Annotated in this window: 22 protein-coding genes; 11 read left to right on the forward strand and 11 right to left on the reverse strand. The window is 56.4% G+C overall.

All coding sequences use genetic code 11. The features are described from left to right. Positions 1–22: 22 nt before the first annotated feature. Positions 23–895 (forward strand): NAD(P)-dependent oxidoreductase, encoded by an 873-nt coding sequence (locus tag BUA39_RS00450; RefSeq protein WP_072789353.1) that lies wholly within the window; start codon positions 23–25, stop codon positions 893–895. Here BUA39_RS00450 and BUA39_RS00455 read toward each other — a convergent pair whose 3' ends face one another. The 3 genes from BUA39_RS00455 to hemB form a co-directional block, all read right to left on the reverse strand. Further along, the gene (locus BUA39_RS00455) at positions 896–1,930 is read right to left on the reverse strand and encodes a glutathione S-transferase C-terminal domain-containing protein (RefSeq protein ID WP_072789356.1); all 1,035 of its coding nucleotides are present in this window, start codon (positions 1,928–1,930) and stop codon (positions 896–898) included. 151 nt (positions 1,931–2,081) lie between these two features. Then, the gene (locus BUA39_RS00460) at positions 2,082–2,642 is read right to left on the reverse strand and encodes a lipid-binding SYLF domain-containing protein (protein WP_072789359.1); all 561 of its coding nucleotides are present in this window, start codon (positions 2,640–2,642) and stop codon (positions 2,082–2,084) included. A 120-nt stretch (positions 2,643–2,762) separates the two neighbouring features. Further along, complete coding sequence (hemB, locus tag BUA39_RS00465; RefSeq protein ID WP_072789363.1) at positions 2,763–3,767, reverse strand: porphobilinogen synthase; 1,005 nt, start codon at positions 3,765–3,767, stop codon at positions 2,763–2,765. 113 nt (positions 3,768–3,880) lie between these two features. On the opposite strand from hemB, the gene BUA39_RS00470 reads away from it, so the two are divergent. Continuing rightward, entirely contained in the window at positions 3,881–4,405 is a 525-nt protein-coding gene (locus BUA39_RS00470; RefSeq protein WP_072789366.1) for a component of SufBCD complex, read from the forward strand. Positions 4,406–4,417: 12 nt separating this feature from the next. Continuing rightward, positions 4,418–7,858 carry a transcription-repair coupling factor gene (gene mfd / locus BUA39_RS00475; protein ID WP_072789369.1) on the forward strand — a complete coding sequence of 1,147 codons (3,441 nt, stop codon included), beginning with the start codon at positions 4,418–4,420 and terminating at the stop codon, positions 7,856–7,858. Here mfd and BUA39_RS00480 read toward each other — a convergent pair. The 3 genes from BUA39_RS00480 to BUA39_RS00490 all read right to left on the reverse strand — a co-directional run bounded on the left by BUA39_RS00480 (position 7,855) and on the right by BUA39_RS00490 (position 11,323). Beyond that, complete coding sequence (locus BUA39_RS00480; protein WP_072789372.1) at positions 7,855–9,066, reverse strand: multidrug effflux MFS transporter; 1,212 nt, start codon at positions 9,064–9,066, stop codon at positions 7,855–7,857. The genes mfd and BUA39_RS00480 overlap by 4 nt on opposite strands. A gap of 90 nt (positions 9,067–9,156) precedes the next feature. Beyond that, a complete protein-coding gene (locus tag BUA39_RS00485) occupies positions 9,157–9,807 on the reverse strand; it encodes a DsbA family oxidoreductase (protein WP_072789375.1) in 651 nt (216 codons plus the stop codon). Beyond that, positions 9,794–11,323, reverse strand: a complete 1,530-nt coding sequence (locus tag BUA39_RS00490) for a class I adenylate-forming enzyme family protein (protein WP_072789378.1) — start codon at positions 11,321–11,323, stop codon at positions 9,794–9,796. The genes BUA39_RS00485 and BUA39_RS00490 overlap by 14 nt, the downstream gene beginning before the upstream one ends. Before the next feature lie 111 nt (positions 11,324–11,434). Here BUA39_RS00490 and BUA39_RS00495 point away from each other — a divergent pair, with 111 nt between their 5' ends. Beyond that, positions 11,435–12,058: a helix-turn-helix domain-containing protein gene (locus BUA39_RS00495; RefSeq protein ID WP_072789381.1), complete on the forward strand. Its 624-nt coding sequence runs from the start codon at positions 11,435–11,437 to the stop codon at positions 12,056–12,058. Here the strand turns inward: BUA39_RS00495 and BUA39_RS00500 are convergent. Beyond that, entirely contained in the window at positions 12,055–12,714 is a 660-nt protein-coding gene (locus BUA39_RS00500; RefSeq protein ID WP_207546187.1) for a DUF1638 domain-containing protein, read from the reverse strand. The two genes, BUA39_RS00495 and BUA39_RS00500, sit on opposite strands and share 4 nt — an antisense overlap. Before the next feature lie 69 nt (positions 12,715–12,783). Further along, entirely contained in the window at positions 12,784–13,482 is a 699-nt protein-coding gene (locus BUA39_RS00505; RefSeq protein ID WP_072789384.1) for a corrinoid protein, read from the reverse strand. A 193-nt stretch (positions 13,483–13,675) separates the two neighbouring features. Between BUA39_RS00505 and BUA39_RS00510 the strand changes: the two genes are divergently transcribed. Then, the gene (locus BUA39_RS00510) at positions 13,676–14,764 is read left to right on the forward strand and encodes a PA0069 family radical SAM protein (protein WP_072791621.1); all 1,089 of its coding nucleotides are present in this window, start codon (positions 13,676–13,678) and stop codon (positions 14,762–14,764) included. An 8-nt stretch (positions 14,765–14,772) separates the two neighbouring features. Here the strand turns inward: BUA39_RS00510 and bmt are convergent, their stop codons facing one another. From bmt to BUA39_RS00525, 3 genes are all read right to left on the reverse strand, one after another. Further along, entirely contained in the window at positions 14,773–15,783 is a 1,011-nt protein-coding gene (bmt, locus tag BUA39_RS00515) for a betaine--homocysteine S-methyltransferase (RefSeq protein ID WP_072791623.1), read from the reverse strand. Positions 15,784–15,873: 90 nt separating this feature from the next. Further along, complete coding sequence (locus tag BUA39_RS00520; RefSeq protein ID WP_110721797.1) at positions 15,874–17,763, reverse strand: phosphatidylglycerol lysyltransferase domain-containing protein; 1,890 nt, start codon at positions 17,761–17,763, stop codon at positions 15,874–15,876. 176 nt (positions 17,764–17,939) lie between these two features. Beyond that, the gene (locus BUA39_RS00525; protein WP_072789390.1) at positions 17,940–18,260 is read right to left on the reverse strand and encodes a DUF1476 domain-containing protein; all 321 of its coding nucleotides are present in this window, start codon (positions 18,258–18,260) and stop codon (positions 17,940–17,942) included. Positions 18,261–18,416: 156 nt separating this feature from the next. Between BUA39_RS00525 and purC the strand changes: the two genes are divergently transcribed. The 6 genes from purC to BUA39_RS00555 all read left to right on the forward strand — a co-directional run bounded on the left by purC (position 18,417) and on the right by BUA39_RS00555 (position 24,093). Continuing rightward, positions 18,417–19,178, forward strand: coding sequence for a phosphoribosylaminoimidazolesuccinocarboxamide synthase (gene purC, locus BUA39_RS00530; protein ID WP_072789394.1), 762 nt, complete (start codon positions 18,417–18,419; stop codon positions 19,176–19,178). A 91-nt stretch (positions 19,179–19,269) separates the two neighbouring features. Further along, positions 19,270–19,500 carry a phosphoribosylformylglycinamidine synthase subunit PurS gene (gene purS, locus BUA39_RS00535; protein ID WP_072789397.1) on the forward strand — a complete coding sequence of 77 codons (231 nt, stop codon included), beginning with the start codon at positions 19,270–19,272 and terminating at the stop codon, positions 19,498–19,500. Continuing rightward, positions 19,500–20,168 (forward strand): phosphoribosylformylglycinamidine synthase subunit PurQ, encoded by a 669-nt coding sequence (gene purQ, locus BUA39_RS00540; RefSeq protein ID WP_072789400.1) that lies wholly within the window; start codon positions 19,500–19,502, stop codon positions 20,166–20,168. The genes purS and purQ overlap by 1 nt, the downstream gene beginning before the upstream one ends. A 36-nt stretch (positions 20,169–20,204) precedes the next feature. Then, on the forward strand, positions 20,205–21,968 hold the full coding sequence (locus BUA39_RS00545) for a sensor histidine kinase (protein ID WP_072789403.1): 1,764 nt from the start codon (positions 20,205–20,207) through the stop codon (positions 21,966–21,968). A gap of 14 nt (positions 21,969–21,982) precedes the next feature. Then, complete coding sequence (locus BUA39_RS00550; protein WP_072789406.1) at positions 21,983–23,317, forward strand: sigma-54-dependent transcriptional regulator; 1,335 nt, start codon at positions 21,983–21,985, stop codon at positions 23,315–23,317. A 98-nt stretch (positions 23,318–23,415) separates the two neighbouring features. Next, positions 23,416–24,093, forward strand: a complete 678-nt coding sequence (locus tag BUA39_RS00555; protein WP_072789409.1) for an HAD family hydrolase — start codon at positions 23,416–23,418, stop codon at positions 24,091–24,093. Positions 24,094–24,446 lie beyond the last annotated feature (353 nt).

Below are 24,446 nucleotides of genomic sequence, written 5' to 3' on the forward strand. Positions count from 1 at the left end.
AAACGCAAGAAGGGGAAAGCACATGGCGAAGGTTGCATTTTTGGGTCTGGGTGTGATGGGATTCCCGATGGCGGGGCACCTTCAAGCCGCGGGGCATGAGGTTACGGTTTACAACCGCACAGCCGCCAAGGCCGAAGCATGGGTGGCCCAGCATGGCGGTGCCATGGGGCTGACGCCAGCGGCGGCTGTCGATGGGGCGGACTTTGTCATGGCTTGCGTCGGAAACGATGATGACTTGCGTCAGGTCTGTACGGGCGCAAACGGCGCGTTTTCTGGCATGAAAGACGGTGCGATTTTTGTCGATCACACTACGGTTTCTGCCAAGGTCACAGCTGACCTCTATGAGGCTGCAAAGGCGCAGGGTTTGAATTTTGTGGATGCGCCTATTTCCGGCGGGCAGGCGGGGGCTGAAAATGGCGTTTTGTCGATCATGTGCGGCGGTGACGCAGCGGCCTATGAGGCGGCGGAACCTGTCATGCAGGCCTACGCGCGCATTTGCCGCCGGATTGGCGAAAGCGGCGCAGGCCAGATGACCAAGATGTGCAACCAGATCGCCATCGCGGGGTTGGTTCAGGGCCTGTCGGAGGCACTGCATTTTGCCGAAAAGGCCGGGCTTGATGGGCGTGCTGTCGTCGAAGTGATCTCGCAAGGGGCGGCGGGCAGCTGGCAGATGCAGAACCGCCATGAAACCATGCTGGATGATGAATTTGACCACGGTTTTGCCGTCGACTGGATGCGCAAAGATTTGGGCATCTGCTTGGCGACGGCGGATGAAACCGGGGCAAGCCTGCCGGTGACCGCGCTGGTGGATCAATTCTACAAAGACGTTCAGAAAATGGGCGGCAGCCGTTGGGATACCTCAAGCCTCATCAAGCGCCTGCGCGCGCTTGGCTGATCATTTCCCAGCCAATTCCGGGTGCCCATAGGCCTCTGGGTAAGGCATGGGGCGCAACGGCCCCAAAGGCACAACATTGTTCCACGAGCGTCCAAAATACCCCTGTCGGCAGTGGATCAACGACCCACTGTCGGCCACGCCGGGCAGGGCATAAACCCGACACAGCCAGCGCCAGAGGTGCGGGTAGTCTAGAATGCGCGCACTATTCAATTTCATGCGCAGAAAGTAGACCGGATCATGGCGATACAGCGTTGGAAAGAGACGCAGGTCAGCTTCGGTAAAGCGGTCTCCGGTCAGGAAGGCGCGATCGTCTGAAAGCCGGGTTTCCAGATCATCGAGTGTGTCAAAATATGCTTTGAAAGCATGGGCGTAGACCTCTTGGTTCGACGAAAACCCGGCCTTATACGCCCCGTTGTTGATTGTGACATAAATCTGCTCGTTCAAGGCGTCGATGTCTGCGCGCAGGTCAGCGTTGTCCCGCCCTTGTGGATAGAGGTCGGGTCTTTCAGCGCGCACCAACGCGCTGCCAAGTGCCTCGGCCTGTGCGTCTAACATGCGAATGATATCGGCGCTTTCGTTGGTCACAATGCGTTGCGTTTTTTTGTCAAAGAGGACTGGGACGGATTTTTCGGTTGATCCTTCGGCTTCGTAAAACTCTTTCACAAGCCGCAGCCCCTGACCGGTGGCGGTTTCATGGGTGCATTCGGGCAGTGTTGCATCGGTCAAGGTAGCCACTTTGTCCGGCGCAAATTCCCATTGGTTCGGACCGGCGGGATCGTCATCACCTGTGCGGTTGGGAAAGACCACGTCCATCGAGATACTGTCCTGCAGGCCCAGCGCATTGCGCGTCAGTGTTACGCGGTGGCACCACGGGCAATTCAGCGCAACAATCAGGTGGTAGCGATTGGGTTCGGCTGGAAATTCTGCTGTTTCCCCAATGACCGCGCGAAATCCACTGACGCCGCGCACGAACTCTCCGCTAGCGCGGCGCTTGGCGGCGTCTTGCTGGTTTTCTTCTGTGGCTTTTTCGGGCATCACGCTCTCCTTCTTTGGTCAACAACATGCGGCATTTGATTTGGTTGGGCCAGTCCACCAGCGCACAGCGCCTCTGCAATGGTGCAGGCCCCAACAAAAAAAAGCCCGACCAAATTGGGCCGGGCTTTGAAAATCTGCGATATGGATGCGATCAGGGAATGATGCGCGTGTATTTTGTGCCTTCCAACGTCGCGCCAACGCGCAGCCCGGCGCGGCCAAAGACCACGGCCAAAACTGGCGCGGTGAGGGTTGTTGTCTCTGTCGCGAGGCTGTCGCCTACATCCGAGAAGACATATTCCAGATCAGCCCCCGCGGCCCAGCCACTGGACCGACGGAAGTTGTAAAGCGCGTCTTGGGTCATAAAGAACAAGACGTGGGCATATTGCTGAGCGCCGATCTGTAGGCCGAAATTAGCTTTGGCCGTCGAGTAGTAATCGACCGTCGTGTCTTCCACCAGCAACGCGCCGCGCCCATATGCGCCGCCAAAGCCAAGACCGGCTTCTGTCACCAGAGGCATGACCAGCATGCCAGCGGCCTTGTTTTTCAGGTCCAGCGTATTGGGGTAGGTGCTGTACATATGCGAGAGCGTGGTCTGCACGCGCGCGTCAATTGCTGCGCTGCCGTTGCCGCCAATGCCGTTGCCGCAAGCGGCGGTCATGGATGCGCCTGCAAGGGCTGTCATCGCAAAGGTGCGTCTGTTCATCTGTGTCATGGTTTTGCCTGTCACTAAGGTCACTGCTGAATGTCGCCTAATGGCGATCTTGGCGTCACTATAGCTGAGCTTTACCGGGCTGTCATCCAAAGGCGGCCCAGTGTCGTATGATTTGGGCGATTAGACGCCTTTTGCTGTCAACGCGGCGACTTCAGGGGCGAAATAAGTCAATATCCCGTCACAGCCTGCGCGTTTGAAGGCCATCAGGCTTTCAATCATGGCTTTTTCGCCGTCGATCCAGCCGTTTTGCGCGGCGGCTTTGATCATCGCGTATTCGCCGGACACCTGATAGGCGAAGGTCGGCACGCCAAAGGTGGTTTTGACTCGTGTGCAAATGTCCAGATAGGGCATGCCCGGTTTGACCATGACCATATCCGCGCCTTCTTGTAGATCGCGTTCGACCAGTCGCAGTGCCTCGTCCGAATTGGCCGGGTTCATTTGATAGGTCTTTTTATCACCTTTCAGCGCGCCCGACGCCCCAACGGCGTCGCGGAATGGGCCATAAAAGGCGCTGGCGTATTTGGCCGAGTAGCTCATCAACATCGTGTCTTTGTGTCCAGCGCCTTCAAGGGCCGCGCGTATGGCACCGATGCGGTTGTCCATCATGTCAGAGGGGCCAATGATGTCTGCGCCAGCTTCGGCCTGACTTAGCGCCTGTTTCACGAGCGCCTCAACCGTGCGGTCGTTCACAATCTCGCCGTTATCGACAAATCCGTCATGACCGTTGATATTGTAAGGATCAAGCGCGACGTCGGTCATCACGGCGATGCCTGGCACTGCGGCTTTGATGGCGCGTGTGGCGCGATTTGACAGGTTTTCAGGGTTCCAAGCTTCGGTACAATCTACGGTTTTCAGGGCAGGGTCGGTGTATGGGAAGAGGCAGATCACCGGGATGCCCAGATCATGCGCGCGTTTTGCGGCCTCTACGGCGCGATCAACGGAATAGCGCACCACACCCGGCATGCTGGAAATCGGTTCTTCGACGCCCTCGCCATCGCGCAGAAAGATTGGCCAGATCAGGTCAGCCGCACTGAGGTGGTTTTCCTGTACAAGCGCGCGAATGGCACCGGATTGGCGCGTGCGGCGCAGGCGTGCGGCGGGAAAGGGGGCAACGATTGGGCGCATCTTCGACCTCATAATCTTTGTCTTTCAGTTGCCATGGATATTCCTTGGCGACAAGGGTAGGAATTGGCGATTTGACGCGCTATGTGGAAGCATCGTGCAGAAGGACACCCCCCTTGGAATGGTTTGAGATCATATACGAGCTTATTGATTTCCGCAGTTTTTCGAACCTGTGGTTCTGGATCATGCTGGCCGCCATATGGTCCACCGCCGCACATTGGGTGCTGGGGGTGCCTTATGATCTGGTGCTGCGCGCCCGGCGCAAAGGCGGTCGACATGAAGAAGATTTCGAGGACCTCGTGCGGATCAACGTTGGGCGCATCCTGTTCATTTCGCGCACCTCTGGGTTATGGATGACGTCGTTTGGATGTTTTTGCCTCAGTGTCGCGGCGGTCCTTGGTTTTTATTACAACTACGAGTTTGCGCAGGCGGTCTTTTTGATCATCTTCCCGCTGGCATTTGTCTGGCTGATCACGCTAAGCACCGCGCGCTATATCGAAGCGAATGAAAGCGTCGGCGAAGACCTCTATAGGCGCGTCGCGCGTCATCGGGTCTATGTGCAACTCATTGGTGTGCTTGCGATTTTTGTCACGTCGCTTTGGGGCATGTATCAGAATTTCCAGCTCTCTCCGCTGAATTAACGGGATCGTCCAATGCAGAACACGCATGTCACCATCGGCGGTGCGCCAGAAGGCTATGATGCCAAGCTGATCTTGGATGAAGTCGGCAAATCCGCGGGCCCGGTGATCCATGTTGCACGTGATGACAAACGCCTAGCCGCCATGAAAGCGGCGTTGGCGTTCTTTCAGCCCGACATGCCTGTCATTACCTTTCCGGGGTGGGATTGCCTGCCCTATGACCGCGTTTCGCCGAATGCCGATATTTCAGCGGCACGCATGGCGACTTTGGCAGGGTTGCTGCATGGGGCTTTGCCTGAACAGTTTGTGCTCCTGACAACTCTGAATGCCGCGACACAACGGGTTCCGGCGCGGGATGTGTTGAAAGACGCCGTGTTCCGCGCGCAGGTCGACTACCGCATGGATGAGGCCGCATTGCGCGCGTTTCTGGTGCGTATGGGCTTTACCCAAGCACCGACGGTGATGGAACCGGGCGACTACGCCGTGCGTGGGGGTATCATTGACATCTTCCCACCGGGCGAAACCGGGCCGGTGCGCTTGGATTTATTCGGCGACGTGTTGGACGGGGCGCGACGCTTTGATCCTGTGTCCCAACGGACAACGGAAAAGCTGGATCTCATCGAACTTGCGCCAGTGTCTGAGGTTATCTTGGATGAGGCGGCGATCACGCGGTTTCGCCAGAACTACCGGATCGAGTTCGGGGCCGCTGGTACGGATGACCCGCTTTATGAGGCGGTCTCTGCCGGGCGCAAGCATCAGGGGGTGGAACATTGGTTGCCGTTCTTCCATGAGCGGCTTGAGACACTCTTTGACTACCTGCCTGATGCAGCGATCACCTTGGATGATCAGACAGAAGCGATGCGGCTTGCACGCTGGGCATCAATTGCGGACCAATACGAAACGCGCAAACACGCGCTTGCCCAGAAAAAGCGGTTGGACAGTGTTTATAAACCCGTGCCGCCGGAGCAGCTTTATCTGGATGACGCTGCGTGGCAATCGGCGGTTGCCGGTAAGCGCGTCCTGAATTTCAAACCTTTGCCACAAGCCTCTGGTCCCGGAGCCATCGACAGTATGGGGCGCATCGGGCGGAATTTCTCACCGGAGCGGCAGCAGGAAAACATTAGCCTTTTTGGTGCTTTGGCGGATCACATTAAAGCGAAACTTCAAGTTGGACCGGTGGTGATCGCGTCATATTCTGAAGGCGCGCGAGAACGACTTTCTGGTTTGATCGAAGACGAAGGTCTTGCCGAGACGATCCTAATCAAGAACGCGAAATCCATAGGAAAGTCAGGGCTTTACCTGACGGTATGGGCACTGGAAAACGGGTTCGAAGCCCCCGGTCTGACGGTGATTTCAGAACAGGACGTGCTGGGTGACCGGCTGATCCGCGCGCCGAAGAAAAAGCGCCGCGCTGAAAACTTTCTGACCGAGACGCAATCGCTCTCTCCGGGTGACTTGGTGGTGCATGTTGATCACGGCATCGGGCGGTATCACGGGATGGAAGTGATCACCGCCGCCGGGGCGGCGCATGAATGTCTGAGCCTTGAGTATGCCGAAAACGCCCGGCTGTATTTGCCGGTCGAAAACATCGAGCTGCTGACCAAATACGGCCATGACGAAGGTCTGCTTGATAAACTGGGCGGCGGGGCATGGCAGGCGAAAAAGGCCAAGCTGAAAGAGCGCATCCGCGAGATGGCGGATAAGCTGATCCGTGTCGCGGCAGAACGTGCCTTGCGCAAAGCACCTGTTCTGGAAGCACCGCATCACGCGTGGGAGAGTTTTTCGGCCCGATTCCCATATCAGGAAACCGACGACCAATTACGCGCCATCGAAGATGTGCTGGGCGATCTGACGGCCGGTCAACCCATGGATCGTTTGGTCTGCGGCGATGTGGGCTTTGGCAAGACCGAAGTTGCCATGCGCGCAGCCTTTGTGGCCGCAATGACCGGGGTGCAGGTCGCGGTGATTGCGCCGACGACCTTGTTGGCACGGCAGCACCTGAAGAGCTTTAAAGACCGGTTTCGGGGCTTCCCGCTGGAGGTGCGCGGGCTGTCGCGATTCATCTCTGCCAAAGAGGCTGAGAAAACGCGCGAAGGACTGGGGCGCGGCACGGTCGATATTGTCGTGGGCACCCATGCTTTGTTGGCAAAGTCTGTGCGTTTCAAGAACCTAGGTTTGCTGATCGTAGACGAAGAACAGCATTTTGGTGTGGGCCACAAAGAGCGGCTGAAGCAAATGCGCTCTGACATTCACGTTCTGACCCTGACCGCGACGCCGATCCCGCGCACGCTACAACTGAGCCTGTCGGGCGTGCGCGATCTCTCGATCATTGGAACGCCGCCGGTGGACCGCTTGGCGATCCGCACCTATGTCAGTGAATTTGATGCGATAACGATCCGTGAGGCGCTGCTGCGCGAACACTATCGTGGCGGCCAAAGCTTTTATGTTGTGCCGCGCATTTCTGACCTGCCCGAAATCGAAGAGTTCCTGAAAGAACAACTGCCAGAGCTGACCTATGTGGTCGCCCATGGGCAGATGGCGGCGGGGGAACTGGATGACCGCATGAATGCCTTTTATGACGGTAAGTACGATGTGCTGCTGGCGACCACCATCGTTGAATCGGGCCTTGATATTCCGACAGCCAACACGATGGTCGTGCATCGGGCGGATATGTTTGGGCTGTCGCAGCTGTATCAAATCCGCGGGCGTGTCGGTCGCTCTAAAACCCGCGCCTATGCCTACCTGACGACGCAGCCGCGCAAGAAGCTGACAGCCACGGCGGAAAAACGTCTGCGCGTGCTTGGCTCTCTTGATACCTTGGGTGCTGGCTTTACGTTGGCCAGCCAAGACCTCGACATTCGCGGGGCGGGCAACCTTTTGGGCGAAGAACAGTCCGGCCAGATGCGCGATGTGGGCTATGAACTTTATCAGTCCATGCTGGAAGACGCGATTGCCAAGATCAAATCGGGCGAAATGGAAGGTTTGTCAGAGACCGACGATCAATGGGCGCCGCAGATCAACCTTGGTGTGCCGGTTCTGATTCCCGAGAAATTCGTGCCCGATCTGGATGTGCGCCTTGGGCTTTACCGTCGCCTGAGCGGATTGACCACCAAGGTCGAACTGGAAGGTTTTGCCGCCGAACTGATCGACCGGTTCGGGAAATTGCCACGCGAGGTCAACACATTGCTACTGGTCGTTCGGATCAAGGCCATGTGTAAGAAGGCGGGCATCGCGAAGTTGGATGGCGGGCCAAAAGGCGCGACCATTCAGTTCCACAACGACAAGTTCAAATCACCCAAAGGTCTGGTTGAGTTCATTACAGAGCAAAAGGGTTTGGCCAAGATCAAAGACAACAAAATCGTTGTGCGCCGCGACTGGAAAAACGATGCGGACAAGATCAAAGGTGCTTTTGCGATTGCCCGTGATCTTGCCCATAAAGCGCGGGTGGAAAGCTAGACCGTCAGCTCGACCGGCTGAACCCGAGGGCCAAGGCGCAGCATCAGCAACAGCGCTGTCGTTTCAAAGATCAGCACGCCAATCAGCAGCGACAGAGGCGTCCCATCAAAGCTAAGGCTGATTGGGATTGCCAACAGGGCCGCACAGACCGCGCCAACCGCGCCGCTGATTGAGGCGGCCGAGCCCGCGATATGGCCCAAAGGCTCCATAGCCAAGGCATTCAGATTGCCAAAAACGAAGCCGACAGAGACAAAGATACACGTCGCCCAAGCGAAGAACACCCAGACGTTCATAACACCTGAAAGCCAAGCGATAAGTCCGAGGCTGGAAGTTATGACAATACCAAACAAGGCCGATTTGATCATCACGCGCATTCCAAACCGCATCACCAGCTTGGCGTTGATCACGCTGGCAGGCATCGAGATCAGCGCAGAAGCCGCAAAAAACAATGGGAAACTTTCTGCCTTGTCAAAGGTCTGCGCATAGACTGGCTGCACCGTTGAGACCAAGGAAAATAGCGCTGAATAGACAGCCACTTGTGTTGCAACGGAATAAAAGAAGACGCGGTTGCCAAAGCATTCTTTGACCGCCCGGCCAACTGCGGCAACCGACAGCTTATTGCGCGCCTCAGGCAGGTGCGTTTCTGGTTGTCGGAGGCCGACCCAAAGTGACGCCAGCAGCGCGAAAATCGCGAAGGCAAAGAAAATAGCTCGCCAGCCAAAGCCAAGCAGGATGACTTGGCCAAGTGATGGCGCAAGCGCAGGCACCAAAGCAAAGACCGTCATGGCAAATGACATGATCGAGGCCATTTTCTCGCCCTGATAAAGATCACGCACAAGCGCCACGCAGGCGACACGCGGCCCGGCAATGGCAAGCCCCTGCAGGAAGCGCCCCATAAGGACGCCGTCAAGGTCACTTGCAGACCCCGCCCAAAGCGCGCCAAGGGTATAGATGGCAAATCCAACCAGTATCACCGGCTTTCGGCCATAGGCATCTGACAGTGGCCCTGCAAAAAACGTACCGATCCCCATACCCATCACAAAGATGCCCACGACCAACGTGGCGCGTTCCGGGTTTTCCGGGCTAAGGTCCTGACCCATCTGGGTAAGGGCGGGCAGCATGGCGTCAATCGAAAGCGCGATTGTCGAAAAAAGCATCGCGATCAACGCAATGAATTCTGGCTGCGCAAGGCGGCGCGTTACGGGCATTAATCTATCCTGAATATAAATGGGCCGGGCTAAAGCCCGGCAACCTCTGCGTAACCTAAAGTCTCAGTTCGAGATTACAAGCGGCTTTGGCTAGGCGTTTTGGGCCTGTTGCTCTCGTAGCTCAGCGATCACTTTTTGCCACAGTTCCGGTGGTTGCGCGCCGGGGACAGCGTGCCGTCCACCGACGATAAAGGTCGGGACGGAATTCACCCCCATCTCGCGCGCGGCTTCATCGCGCTTTTTGATTTCATCCAGGTCCGCATCGCTTTTCAGAAGGCGTTGCACCACCGCGGCATCCATGCCGACACTATCGGCAACATCAGCCAACACCTCATGGTCGCCAATGTCGCGGCCTTCGATGAAATAGGCTTTGAACAGGCTATCGACCACGGCGTTTTGTTTGCCTTCGATGCGCGCCCAGGTGATCAGGCGATGGGCGTCCAGGGTGTTTGGCGTGCGTTTGATCGCGGCGACATCGAGTTTGATATTGGCCTTTTCGGCATGTTCAACGATCTGAGAATAAACACGCACGGCATTCTCTTTCCCGCCGAATTTCTTTTCCAGATACTCTGCGCGATCCATGCCGCCTGCGGGCATGTCAGGGTTCAGTTGAAAAGGATGCCACTCGATCAAGAATGGGTGGTCGCCTTCTTGTTCCAGCGCGCGGTCCAGAAGGGTCTTGCCGATATAGCACCATGGGCAAATCGGGTCTGACATGATGTCGAGCTTAATCGGATCCATTTGAACTGGCCTCGTATGCGGCGCGCAGCCGCTTGCGGTTCAGCTTGCCGTTCGGATTGGTTGGCAGGCTGCTTACCTTGATGAAAAGTCGGGGCTGCTTGTAACGCGCCAAGACCGATTTAGCAAAAGCTTCGATGCTTTCGATGGTCACACTGTCGTCAGCAATGAAAAATGCGGCGATCACGTGGGTGTCAGCTTTGATTTCAACCTCGGTAACGGCGATCTGGTGCAGGCCCGGCATTGTGGAAAGCGCTTGCTCTACTTCTACGGGGGAAACGCGAAAACCACCGGCATTCATCATGTCGTCTGCGCGGCCTTGGTAATGGATGCAGCCGTTTTTGGCCATGCAGCCAAGGTCGCCCGTTAAGAACCAGTCGCCCTTAAAGCGGGCTTCCGTTTCTGCAGGTGCGTTGACATAGCCCAGCATCAGGCCGGGATCATCGCGATGCACGGCGATTTGGCCAATATCACCAAGGGGCACGGGGCCGCCGCTGGTGACGATGGCGACCTTACGGCCTGTCTGTGGGTGTCCAAGTGATGCGGGGTCGCTGGCAACATGAGGGGCTTGCGATATGAAGGTGGAACATTCCGACATGCCAAAAGCTTCGTAGATGTTGGTGCCTGTGCGCCTTTGCCATTGTTCCCTTTGACGCGCCGGGAGTTTTTCCCCCGCTGACAGCGCATGGCGGAGATCCGGCAGGGTCAAAGCCCCTTCGGTTTGAAGCAGTTTTCGGAAGACCCCGGGCGCTGCCGCGAAAAGCGTTGCACGGTGTTGACGGAGGATATCTGGCAAGTCTGCCAAGTCCGTACCCGGTGCAAGGATCAGGCTGGTGGCCCCGACGCTCCATGGGTCCAATAGGCCGGTGCCCATGGTGAACGTCCAGTTGAAGGCCCCAGCATGCAGCAGACGGTCAGTCGATTTCAGGTCATACCAATCGCGGATCATCATCTGCCGTGCCCAAATCGCACGATGCGCATGCATCACGGCGCGCGGCTGACCCGATGTGCCCGAAGTATAGACGATATAGGCTGGCCTATTTGCATCGCCCATGTGGAATTGCGCAGGCGGGCGCTTCTTGAGCGAAACAAGGTCGGTCTCTGTAAGCACAGGGCAGGGCGGGTTGCCCAGGGCAACGCCTTCGCAATGCAAGACAAGCGCCGGATCAAGGTCGGCGTATATCTTATTAACTTCTGGGTCCGTCAATTGGCTTGAGGTCGGAACGGACACCATACCTGCCGCTATGGCTGCCAGATGGGCAATCGGATAGTCCGCCGTATTGCCAAGCCGCAGAACGATAAGATCGCCGGGATTTAATCCCTGTTCAAGAAACCCTTGAGCAAGACCCAGCACCGCCGACGTCAACTCGCCGTAAGTCATTGATGTTTCAGAACCACCACCGATGACGGACAGCGCAACCTTCTCTGCGCAGTCTTCGGCGCGTCGCAGCACATGCGCCGCCATATTGAAGGGCACAGGGCAGGGCAAAAAAGGGCCTTTATCGAACACAGACAGCATGATCTCGTGCTAGTCAGGCTTTACCCCAAAGGCAAGGCCAGCCACCCCTTGGGCTTATTTACATGGTTGATCTGGCTTGATGTTTTTTTGGCGAAGGCCTAGAGACTTTTCATGGCAGGACAGACACCAAAATCACTTATTCAAGTTGCCCGCGAAAACGGCGCGCAAGAAGCGGCAGAACCTTTGGATCTGGGCGTGCGCGTGCGCGAGTTGCGGAAGGCACGCAATTGGACGTTGGAACAGGCCGCAAATCAGGCAGGTTTGGCGCGCTCGACTTTGTCAAAGATCGAAAATGGGCAAATGTCCCCGACCTATGACGCGCTGAAAAAACTGGCGGAGGGGCTGGAAATTTCCGTGCCGCAGCTTTTCACGCCGCCTGTCAAAGGCCAGATCAATGGGCGCTTGGCGGTGACCAAACAGGGCGAAGGCGCAAGCCGACCGACCGCGACTTATGAACACGAACTGCTGGCTGAAAACCTGACCAAGAAAAACATGCTGCCTTATCGCGCGCGCGTTCGCGCCCGCAAGATGGAAGAATTTGACGGATGGGTGCGCCATGATGGCGAAGAATTCCTTTATGTTCTGACAGGCGTCATCAAGCTTTACACGGAATTCTACGAACCCATCGAAATGCGGCGCGGTGACAGCGCCTATTACGACAGCTCCATGGGGCACAATGTCATTTCTGTCAGCGAAGAAGACGCCAGCATCCTTTGGGTGACATCGCTGGTTTAACGATTTGCCAGCGATTTGAGGCTCGTGGCCAGATCGCCGTATCCTGTAAACCGATGTTCAAAGGTCAGGCCCAGCCGGTCTGCGCAATCCTTGGCTTTTGCGACCAATGCCGGGTCATCTGTCTGCGCCTGATAGACCAGCTTTTCATAGTTACCAAAAATCATGTCGCGCAGTTCAGGATGCCGGTCCAACCCCATGGGTTTCCAGACAAAAGCATCAAATTGCCGGACCAAAAAGTCGGTCAGATAGAAGCTGGTGAATTCGGTTTCGGACAGTTCGGCGAACCGGTCATTGCCTTCGTAGAAGCTATAGCAATGCGGGCCGGAGACCATTTCGACACCAAGGTCTTTGCAAGTGGTTTGCAATAGCCCGCCCGTACCGCAATCGGCGTAGACAACGAAGATGTCGTCATAGTTTCCACGTTCACGGGTCACTACCTCGCGCACAGCTTCGGGGATTTTCTCAGGACGGATGTGGTAAATCGCAGGAAGGCAGGTCAGAACCATATGGTCCCAGCCATTGGCCTCTTTCAAGGCCAAGATTTCACGCGCCAGCGCCCCGCAGGCCAAGAGGAGAATGCGCCCGGTCTCGGACGTAGCTTCCAACCCCCGATCGGTCAGGTGTTCATCGCTGATATTCTGCAAAGTCTCGCTCATCATTCCCTCAAACAAAAAAGCCTGCGCATTTCAGGCGCAGGCTCTTGTGTCGTGATGTCTGACAAAAGATCAGGCGCTTAGTGCGTTGTGCTTGCGGCCCATGAACTCTTTGGCGGTTTCCACTGCAACCGCAGCGTCACGGCAATAGGCATCGGCCCCGATGGCCTTGCCAAATTCTTCGTTCAACGGCGCGCCGCCAACCAAAACAATGTAGTCGTCGCGCAGGCCTTTTTCGACAAGCGTGTCGATCACGACTTTCATGTAAGGCATTGTCGTGGTCAGCAGGGCCGACATGCCAAGAATGTCAGGCTGTTCGCTTTCCAGTGCGTCCAGATAGCTTTCCACGGCGTTGTTGATGCCCAGATCAACCACTTCGAAACCCGCGCCTTCCATCATCATGCCAACAAGGTTCTTGCCGATGTCGTGAATGTCACCTTTGACGGTGCCAATGACCATCTTGCCGACACGCGGTGCGCCGGTTTCCACCAGCAATGGTTTCAAAATCGCCATGCCACCTTTCATGGCGTTCGCGGCCAAAAGAACCTCTGGCACAAACAGGATACCGTCGCGGAAATCGTGGCCCACGATGGTCATGCCGCCCACAAGCGCTTCGGTCAGAATGCGGTAAGGTGACCACCCGCGTTCGAGAAGGATGTTCACACCTTCCTCGATTTCCTCTTTGAGACCATCGTAAAGGTCGTCAAACATCTGATCGACAAGCTCTTCGTCGTTCAGTTCCGACAGGATGATTTCTTCTTCGTCTGACATTCAACTGTTCCTAGGGGTGGCTTTTATGTGCCGTCTTCATCTCATTTTCTCGCCGAAAGTCATGGTTTAATTCCGACCTCGGCGCGTTCAGTTCCGACTTATAGACTGGTTTCACAGGGAATGCTTTTGAAAAAAATTCATTGAGATCATGTGAGGAATTGCATTTGTTCTCTTTTTGTTCCAGATTTATCTCATGTCTGCCAATGATGAGATCACAATCGAACAGAAACGCCGCCGTGCACGCGGGGCCATCAGCAATGCAAGCGGTCGATATGAAACCGCAGAGCGGGTTGAAACGCATGACGGTTGGGACATTGCAGAAGATCGGGCCAGCTTTGTCACCCATGTTGTGGAAGAACATGCCAAGTCGATCATCACCCGGAATACTTCGCCCGATTTGCCGTTTGATCGGTCCATCAACATGTACCGTGGCTGCGAACATGGTTGCATCTATTGTTTTGCGCGCCCGACGCACGCCTATCTGGGGTATTCGCCCGGCCTTGATTTTGAAACGCGATTGATCGCCAAGGTCAATGCCGCGGCGCTGCTGGACAATGAGTTGCGCAAAAGGGGTTATGGGGTGGCTCCGATAGCGATTGGTACCAATACTGACCCCTATCAGCCGATCGATAAATCGCTGCAATTGATGCGGGAATGCCTTTCGGTCTTGCAGAATTTCCATCACCCGGTGGCGATTGTCACCAAAGGCACTCTGATAGAACGGGACATTGATATACTGTCTGACATGGCGGCGCAGGGGCTTGTGCATGTGGGAGTGTCTGTCACCTCGCTTGACAATCGCACCTCGCGGCTGATGGAGCCTCGGGCGCCGGTTCCTGCGCGGCGGCTGGCCTTGATCGAAAGGTTGTCAAAGGCGGGCATCCCGGTGCGTGTGATGCTGGCGCCGATTGTGCCGGGCATCAACGATCACGAAATTGAACGTATCTTTGGATCTGCCGCGCAAGCCGGGGCCAAGGCGGCCAGTTGGATTGCGCTTCGGTTGCCGCTTGAGGTGTCGGACCTGTTTCAAGAGTGGCTGAAGGCTCATTTCCCGGATCGCGCGGGTAAAGTGATGAAGCAAGTCTGCGACATGCATGGCGGTCAACCCTACGACCCCGAATGGGGCAAACGCATGCGCGGAGAGGGGCATTACGCCGAAATCATGGCCCATCGTGCAGCGCTTGCGATGCGCAAAAACGGGTTGGTGAAACACCTACCAGCCCTGCGCACCGATCTTTTTGCGGTGCCCTATGAACAGGGCAACCAACTGAGTTTGTTCTGAGTTTCCGATTAGCCCCGGCGACGGCGACGGCGTTTTGGTGCGTCTCCGCCTTCTTCGGTGCCGTCCTGCGCGGAAGAAAAACCGCCGAGGGCTTCGGTGATCTTTTCTAGCGATGGGCGATCCGATTTTTCGCGTGTTTCCAGCGCTTCTTTCATGGCCACCAGATGCTCACCCTTGGTGCCACAGCAGCCGCCGATGATCGTTGCACCTGCATCGCGCGCCATGACAGCATATTCCGCCATCAGGGGCGGTGTGCCGTCATAATGAATGTGCCCGTCTTCATATTTCGGGATGCCCGCATTGCCTTTGGAAATAATCGGGCGCTCTGTGCCTTGTGCCGAAAAGCCCAAAACTGTGCGCAGCAAATCAGACGCGCCTACGCCGCAGTTTGCGCCAAAGCCAATTGGTGGATTGGGCAGGTCTTCGACCAGTTTCACAAGATCAGCAGAGGTCACACCCATCATGGTGCGCCCTGCGGTATCAAAACTCATTGTGCCACACCAAGGCATGCCAGCCAGCGCAAAACCTTCAGCGGCGGCGCGGAATTCTTCGGGGGCCGAAATGGTTTCCAGCCACAGCACGTCTGCGCCGCCTTCTTTCAGCCCCTCAGCCTGTTCATGGAACATCTCAACCGCGCTCTCATGGGACAGAGACCCGACAGGCTGCATGATTTCGCCGGTCGGGCCGACTGAGCCAGCAACGACAACTGTACGACCAGAGGCGTCAGCAACTTCGCGGCCAAGCTCTGCGGCGATGCGGTTCAATTCTCGCACGCGCTTTTCTGCATTGTGTAGTTTCAGACGCGAGGCATTGCCGCCAAAAGAATTGGTCAGGAAAAGGTCGCTCCCTGCATCCACGGCGATCCGATAAAGCGCCTTGATCTTTTCAGGTTCATCGACATTCCAAAGCTCTGGGGCATCGCCTGACATCAAGCCCATGTTGAACAGGTTGGTGCCAGTTGCGCCGTCTGCCAACAGCCAGTCGCGTGTTTCCAGCAGGCGGGTCAGTGCGTTTGTCATGGTCGGGTCCTTTGCGGGAGTCGTCATCGTGATTTGCGTCCCCCATGACACGACCGCGCGCGAAGGACAAATGCAATCTCTTCACGATGATTATGAGGGCAGGGTGGTCACCTGCGACGATGCCAACGCGAATGCGGGGCGAAGTGGTTTCGCGCGCCTCACGGACCGGATCAGATCAAGCGCCGCCAGCAACAGCTGAGCGCGGCCAGGCGCTGCCAGATAAAGCGGCTGCCATCGCGGGTGAAAACTGGCCTTGAATTGGCGCAGACCTGGGCCACCAGCCTTTGCAAAGAATTTTGAACGCAGCCATTTTTCAAAGCCGCAATGCCAGCCCAAAGCGCCGGCTGGGGTGGCGGCCAATGAAACGCAAGGAACAAGGTTTTTATGTGCGGTTTCAATCGCTTGCTGAACAAGCATATGCATGGTTCCATCCTGCGCGTCTGGTCGTGCGCGCATCAGATCGAGACACCATTCATGTGACGTTTTGTGCAGGGTGATAAAGCCAATCAGTCGGTCATTGTCATAAGCCAGAAACACGGCCTGACGCGCGACATAAGTCTCTTCGAATTGCCCCATCGACAGGCCGCGCGCGCCGCCGTGGCTGTTTTCCCAGAGTTTTGAAACCTCCGCCATTGCGCCAAGCGGCAGGTGATCTGTGGCATGAGTTATTTTCACGCCGGATTTCTCGGCCTGTCGCAGCTTGCGCCGCAGTTGCCGAAAGTTTGAACCGGCAAGTTTGGACGTAACATGCGTTTCAGTGGAAATCAGCGCTTCGTCGGATATGTGCACAACGCTCCAGCCCGCGCGCCGCGCGTGAACCGCGTGGCGTTTGGTGATTTTGTATTTGCAGACGATCCGGTTTTGCTCTTTTGCAATCCGCTTCAAAGAGGAGACCAGATCAGAAGTTTGCCCCATCACCGGATCAAAGAGGGCGGTCAGTGTTTGCCCCGTGCGCACCACACCGCAGGCACCCGCCGTGCAATGCAGGATCGCACCGCCGTTCTGGCGTACGACACCCAATTCAGCGCGGGCGGTCATCTGGCTTAGGGCAGAGTCAATACAGCCATCCACGCTGAGCGCCCAATCGTCGCCTTTGCGCGCCATGGGCCGCAATAGGGCGATGCCGCCCAGGATTGCAGGGATGGCATAATAGACAATGCGAAACGCGAGGATTGCAGCCATCAGCTCTGTTTCGGGCAGATGGGGTAACAGGGCCAGCACGGTCAGTTCAAAAGGACCAACACCGCCGGGCGTACCAGACAGGATCGCAGCACCGAGCGCAATCAGATAGACCGGCAAAAGCTGTGCAATCGTGAGGTCAAGCCCCGCAGGCAACAGCGCCCAAAAGGCGACGCATGCAGCGACGACATCCAACAAACAGAAGCCGGCCAGCGCAGCGATTGCAGGCAGCGTGGGCAGTTCAAACGTGCGTCCCGCGCGGTTGAGAACGGGCTTTAGAAAAGCAAGCGCCAGCACCCCGGTCGAAATGGCAAGGACAGAGCAAGGGATGGCGAGATGAACACCCGAATTTGGCACGATCAATACGGCAGCGGATGTAATTGCAGCCCAACAGGCTAAGAAGCTGATTGTGACAAAGGCAGTAATTTTGGCGCTGGTGACAAGGCTTTGCCCCGACTGCATACGCCAGCGTATAAAAGTGCCTACCACTGCACCGGCACCGGTGGTCTGCCCAATTGCGATGGCTGTGGCACCCGTGATCGTGGCGCGATGCACTGGGGTTCCGGTCCGAAAATGGCGGTGGGCAATCACATCATATCGCGCAATGGCCCAGAAGCTGACCATGGTGGCGCAAAGCGCCATGACCCAATGCAATGGATGAACGGCGAGAACGGCAGTCCAAAGCTGTGCAAAGTCGATATGCTGGAGTTGATCGTAAAGTGCAAAACAGCAAATCGCCCCGATACCAATCGGAATGAGATGCCGCAGCACAGTTCTTGTGCGACGGAGAGCCTGCCCCAAATTCGTGTCCTCAGTATATTAGGTCCCGTCGTATCCATTCTGGTCGACAGGTTGGAAGGAACCATAACTGGGGCTGATTTAAAGCAGGTTTAAAACGAGCGGCATGCGACACATATTCCGCTCGCTTTGTGGGTGTTTTTGCAACAGGTGACCGAGGTCACGCATCCGTAAAGGGATTACGCGTTTGGATCAGCCGCCAATTGACCTTTGGCTTGCAGCAAGCATTCGCGGCGTTTGGCGCGGATGGTGTCAGATGGCACTTTGCCCTCAAGGTCAGCCGTGACCTTGCGGATCACGTCTTCGTCGCCAGCTTCTTCAAAGTCAGCCACGATGACAGATTTTGCATAGGCAGCGGCATCATCGCCTGTTTTGCCCATCAGCTCTGCGGCCCAAAGGCCAAGCAATTTGTTTGCTCGTGCCTCTGCTTTAAAGTTCATTTCTTCATCATGTGCGAATTTTGCTTCAAAGCTCTTTTCGCGATCGTCAAACGTGTTCATGGCCTACCTCTTGGAATTTAACGCGTTTCCTTAATGATATGCGCAGATCGCGCAGATGTCGCAAGGGGTAAGCTTATCTTGCGACATTTCAATGCATGGATTAAGAGGGCGCCAAGAAGCGGGGAGTCGGTTCCTGCCCATCTAGAAAGTTCTCTCATGGCACGCGGAAAGAAAATCTACGAAGGTAAAGCCAAGGTCCTTTATGAAGGCCCAGAGCCAGGCACAATCGTGCAATACTTCAAGGATGACGCGACCGCGTTCAACGCCGAGAAGAAAGACGTGATCGACGGCAAAGGCGTGCTGAACAACCGCCTGAGCGAGTTTTTCATGCTGGGACTGGGTCAGATTGGTGTACCGACGCACTTTCTGAAGCGCCTGAACATGCGTGAACAGCTTGTGCGTTCATGCGAGATCATTCCGCTGGAAGTCATCGTGCGCAATTTTGCCGCAGGGTCGATGGCCAAGCGTCTGGGACTGGAAGAAGGCACGCAATTGTCGCGTCCTGTTGTGGAATATAGCTACAAAGACGACGCGCTTGGCGATCCGCTGGTGCCAGAAGAATATATTGCTGCCTTTGGCTGGGCCAGCCCGCAGGACATGGAAGATATTCTAAGCATCGCTTTGCGCGTGAATGATTTCCTGTCTGGTGTGATGTATGGCGTTGGCATCAAGCTGATCGACTTCAAGATCGAGATCGGCCGCGTCTATGATGGCGATTTCCAACGTCTTGTGGTTGCGGATGAGATTTCTCCAGACAGCTGCCGCCTGTGGGATATCGAAACTGGTCGCAAGCTGGACAAAGACGTCTTCCGCCGCGATCTGGGCAATCTGACCGATGCCTATTCAGAGGTCGCGCGCCGTTTGGGTGTTCTGCCAAAGAACGCGACGCCCATCACCAAACCGACCCTGATCAACTAAGAGATCGCCCTGCCGCTGGTGGGGCGTTTGAGTATTTTTGGAAAGATGAAGCCGGGGACTGGGCTTCTATACCGAGCTGGAGAAAAACGACATGAAAGCACGTGTCTATGTGATGCTGAAAAACGGTGTTCTGGACCCACAGGGCGAAGCGGTGCGTCACGCACTCGGCTCTTTGGGGTTTGACGGCGTTGAGGGCGTGCGTCAGGGCAAAGTGATCGAACTTGATCTGGCAGAGGGCACCACCGAGGCGACCGTGACAGACATGTGCGAAAAGCTGTTGGCGAACACCGTGATCGAAAGCTACCGCGTGGAGCTGAACTGATGAAGGCAGCGGTTGTCGTTTTTCCGGGGTCCAACTGTGACCGCGACCTTGCGGTGGCCTTTGAACGGGCAGGCGCAGAGGTCAGCATGGTCTGGCACAAGGAAACCGCGCTGCCAGAAGGCGTTGACATCGTCGGCGTGCCAGGTGGCTTTTCCTATGGCGACTATCTGCGCTGTGGCGCGATTGCCGCCAATTCCCCAATCTGCCGCGCTGTTGTAAAACATGCCGAGGCCGGTGGGTTTGCTTTGGGCGTTTGCAACGGTTTTCAGATCCTGACGGAAACCGGTCTTTTGCCTGGCGCACTGCGTCGCAATGCAGGCTTGAAATACATCTGCCGCACCATTGGTCTGAAAGTAGAAACAACAGAGACCGCCTTTACCGCAGGCTATGCCAAAGGCGATGTGATCGATATTCCAATCGCGCACCATGATGGCAACTATTTCGCTGATGAAGACGTACTTGCGCGCCTGAAAGGTGAAGACCGTATCGCCTTCACGTACACCGACAACCCCAACGGGTCGGTTGCGGATATCGCAGGTGTTCTGTCGGCCAACAAACGTGTGCTTGGCATGATGCCGCACCCGGAACGCGCGGCGGATTCCGGCCATGGCGGCACCGACGGAACGGCAATGTTTAGCGCATTGGTAGAGCAGGTCGTGTCTGCCTGACTTGAGTGCGCCGCAAGAGCGGCGTACCCTGACCCCATGAGCGGGGAAAACGTGACTACTGGATCAACAAATCGATTGCGCACGGTCTCTTGGCGGGTGCGCGCGGCCCTCCTTGTGCTTTGCGTGATTGCAGGTACGGTGATCTGGGTCACAAACTCGCTTTTGACAGATCGTTTCACGCAAAACACCAGCAACCGGGCTGAACTGCGGCTGGCGCTCTATTCCGGCAACCTACTATCGGAACTGCGCCGCAGCGCCATCGTGCCGCAACTTTTGGCACGTGATCCAGAATTGATCCGAGCGCTGGAAACCGGCGACTATAGCCAATCCACCGCACGCTTGATTTCTTTTGTCGAAGAAATTGGCGCGGCGTCCTTGGTCCTTTTGGATGCCGATGCCCGCACGGTGGCGGCGACCGATCGCAATCGATTGGGCGAAAGCCACCGTCAATCCGCCCATTTCGTTGAGGCGATGCGCTCTAACGCGACGGTTTTCACGGTCGAGCCGCGAGACAGCGCGGGTTACACTTTTACCTATTCGCGCAAAATGGATGACCTGAATGTCCCGCTTGGGGTCATTGTGGTTGAGGTCGACCTGCAGAAATTTGAACGCGCCTGGGCTGGGATTTCCGATGCGGTTCTGGTGACGGACTCAGAAGGGACGATCATCTTGGCAACAGAGCCACGTTGGCGCGGCCTGACCGAAGATGCGGCCCTTGTGCGTCAACCGCCGCAAGGGGCCATTGAGCGCGCCATTCAGGCGACATCCGATTGGACAGCGCTGTCAGCTGATGCCTATTTGCAAGGCGAGGCGGTGATGCGCAAAGAGGCGCGCATTCCATTTCGTGGCTGGCAAATCGCCAGTTTTACCGCCTACACCAATGTACGTGAGCGCGTGAATGCCGTCCTTGCGCTCGAGATCATGGGATTCGCAATCCTATTGGCGCTGGCGTTCTATTTTCTTAGTCGAAAGAACGCCTTGCGCATGGCCTTGTTTCAGCGAGAGTCGGCAAGCCTTCGCGCATTGAATACCCGGTTGCAGCGGGAAATTGCCGAGCGGGAACGCATGCAGGCAAGCCTTGAAGTGGCCGAACAAAGCCTCGCGCAGAGTTCGAAACTGGCCGCTCTGGGCGAGATGTCAGCGGCCGTTTCGCACGAGCTGAACCAACCTTTGGCGGCGATGAAAACATACCTCGCGGGTGCGCGGTTGCTGGTGCGTCGCAACCGCCCTGAAGAGGCCCTGACCTCCTTCACCCGGATCGACGATTTGATCGAACGGATGGGGGCCATCACCAAGCAGTTGAAAAGCTATGCCCGCAAAGGCGGAGAGGACTTTCGCCCTGTAGAACTTGGGCAAGCTTTGGGGTCTGCGCTCTCGATGATGGAACCGCAATTGCGGCAACGGCAGGTCAAGATCAGCCGTATCGTACCCGATGATCCGGTGCTTGTGATGGGCGATCAGGTGCGGATTGAGCAGGTCATGGTCAACCTATTGCGCAATGCTTTGGACGCCACTAAGGGCGAAGACGAGCCTGAGATCGAGGTGTTGCTGGCCGCGGGTGAAACCGCGACCCTGACGGTGCGCGACAATGGGCCGGGGATCGAAGATCTCGATAGCCTGTTTGAACCCTTCTACACCACCAAGCAGCCGGGCGACGGGGTTGGGCTGGGGCTTGCCATTTCCTCTGGGATCGTGAACGACCTAGGCGGTCGACTAACCGCCAGAAACGGTCAGGGGCGGGGGGCTGTATTTGAAATGCAGCTTCCTATCTTAACAGGTGAGATTGAAGCTGCGGAATAACGCGGAGAGAATGTATGGCTCAGGCAATGAAAATCGCGATCGTGGATGACGAGAAAGACATGCGTCAGTCCATTAGCCAATGGTTGGCGCTTTCGGGATATGACACCGAAACCTTCGCCAGTGCCGAGGAGGCACTGAAGGTTCTGGGGCCGGAATATCCGGGCATTGTGATTTCTGACATCAAGATGCCGGGTATGGACGGCATGCAGTTTTTGAAAAAGCTGATGGGGTCTGACAGCGCCCTGCCAGTGATTATGATCACCGGCCATGGCGATGTTCCCATGGCGGTAGAAGCCATGCGTGTCGGCGCGTTTGACTTCCTTGAAAAGCCTTTCAACCCCGACCGGATGAGCCAGCTTGCCAAAAAAGCGGCCAATGCGCGGCGTTTGACATTGGACAACCGTATTCTGCGCAAAGAGCTGTCTGACGGCTCTCAGTTGATGAAAAAGCTGATTGGGTCCTCGCCCGTCGTATCGCGTTTGAAAGAGGATATCCTCGACCTGGGTCAAGCCGACGGCCACGTGTTGATTGATGGCGAAACCGGTACTGGGAAAACCCTGGTTGCCCATGCGTTACACGCTGTTGGCAGCCGGGCCGGGAAGAAATTCGTTCTGGTCAGCTGTTCAGCCCTAGAAGAAGACGCCCTGACGAAACGCCTTTTTGGGCCAATGATGCCCGAGGACACACAACTGCCCGCCATCGAAGAGGCGCGCGGTGGTACCTTGGTTCTGGAAGATATCGAAGCGCTGTCTGATACCCTGCAGGCGCGGCTTCTGAGTGTGATCAACGATCAGGGCACACCCGCTGAAACTCGGATTGTGGCGATCTGTAATTTGCAGGAGCAGAACCGCACCTGCGAAGACGCGCTGCGGTCTGATCTGTTTTACCGCCTTGCCGCACTGCGCATTACCGTGCCGCCGCTGCGTCAACGGGGCGAAGACATCCTAACGCTGTTCACCCGCCATGCGGAACAGTTTGCCGATGAATACGGCTGTGACGCGCCGCAAGTGTCCGCGCAGGAAGCGGCGCAATTGTTGCAAGCGCCTTGGCCCGGCAATGTGCGGCAGTTGATCAACCTCGCCGAACGCGCGGTGCTGCAATCGCGCCGGGGCGGCGGGACCATCGCCTCGCTCTTGATGAACGATCACGAGGAAATGCAACCCGTGATGACGACCGAGGGCAAGCCGCTGAAAGAATACGTCGAAGCTTTTGAACGCATGCTGATCGACAATACCATGCGGCGTCATCGTGGCTCCATCGCCTCTGTTATGGAAGAACTCTGTCTGCCGCGCCGGACCTTGAACGAGAAAATGGCGAAATACGGCCTGCAGCGCGCCGATTATCTATAGCCACTGCAATGTAGTGACATGACAGGTGATCGTGGTGGTCATGGGATGTTTACATCCAAGGTGTTAACCCGCTCCTATATGAATTTACGGAGTTTCCCATGACATCTTACGCCGCGTATCTCTTTGATATGGATGGACTCCTGCTTGATACAGAGCGTCTCTTTATGGTGCCGCTTGTCACATTGGCCGCGCGTGAAGGGATCGATGCATCAGCAGCAGAGGCGTTTTATCTGGATCTGATCGGGACAAGCGTGGCCGAGACGTCTCGTCGGCTAGAGACCTTCTTGCCTCCGCATATTGATGTTTCAGCTTTTGAAGCAAATTGGCGGCTGGAGTACGATGCCCTTGTCGCAAAGCATGTTCCGCTGAGACCATATGCAAAAGAAGTGTTGGACGCGTTGAAGTCGCAGGGCGCGCGCATGGCCCTCGTGACGTCGACACATGGCGCTTCTGCCCGATCGAAACTGACCAAAGCCGGCATCATTGACTATTTTGAACTTATCAAAGCGGGCGATGAAGTCAGCGCCAATAAGCCCGATCCGGCTCCGTATCGAGAGGCCGCGAAGGGGTTGGGTGTTGATCCAAAGGACTGCGTCGCCTTTGAAGACAGTGATACAGGCACCACCTCGGCGATACGGGCAGGGTGTTTGACCTATCAAATCCCGGATTTGCGCCCCATTGGGAAACCCTTGCCAAATCTGGGTCAGAAAATGGCGCAAACCCTATGGGAAGCGGCGCGAGACCTGGGGGTCATTAATCCGGCATTGACGTCTTGATTGTAGCTTGATGACGATTACCCATTGTGTTTTCCACAGGCCTGCCCTTATGTAGGGGTGATGGATTGCGTAATTTGACGCACCGCATGAGTTTCGCTGGTTGAAGGCCGCGAAGGACGCTGAAGCGCCCGGATTTCAACCAGACCGATTATGCCCCTTGGTAACGCCAAGGTGCAAAAGAACCGCCCGGACCGCGACATCGCGACGGGTATGTAATTGGCGCCAGTAGGCGTCGGAGAAGAACCGCGATGAAGCGCGCGCTGACATATACAGACCGAGCAGAGGCCGCCAGCGGCCCTCTTGGCCGCGCGACTTACATTGCCACGACTAGACACTCCCCGCAAAGCAACGTT

Source organism: Cognatishimia maritima (assembly GCF_900129685.1).
In the GTDB taxonomy this organism is placed as follows: Bacteria; Pseudomonadota; Alphaproteobacteria; order Rhodobacterales; family Rhodobacteraceae; genus Cognatishimia; species Cognatishimia maritima.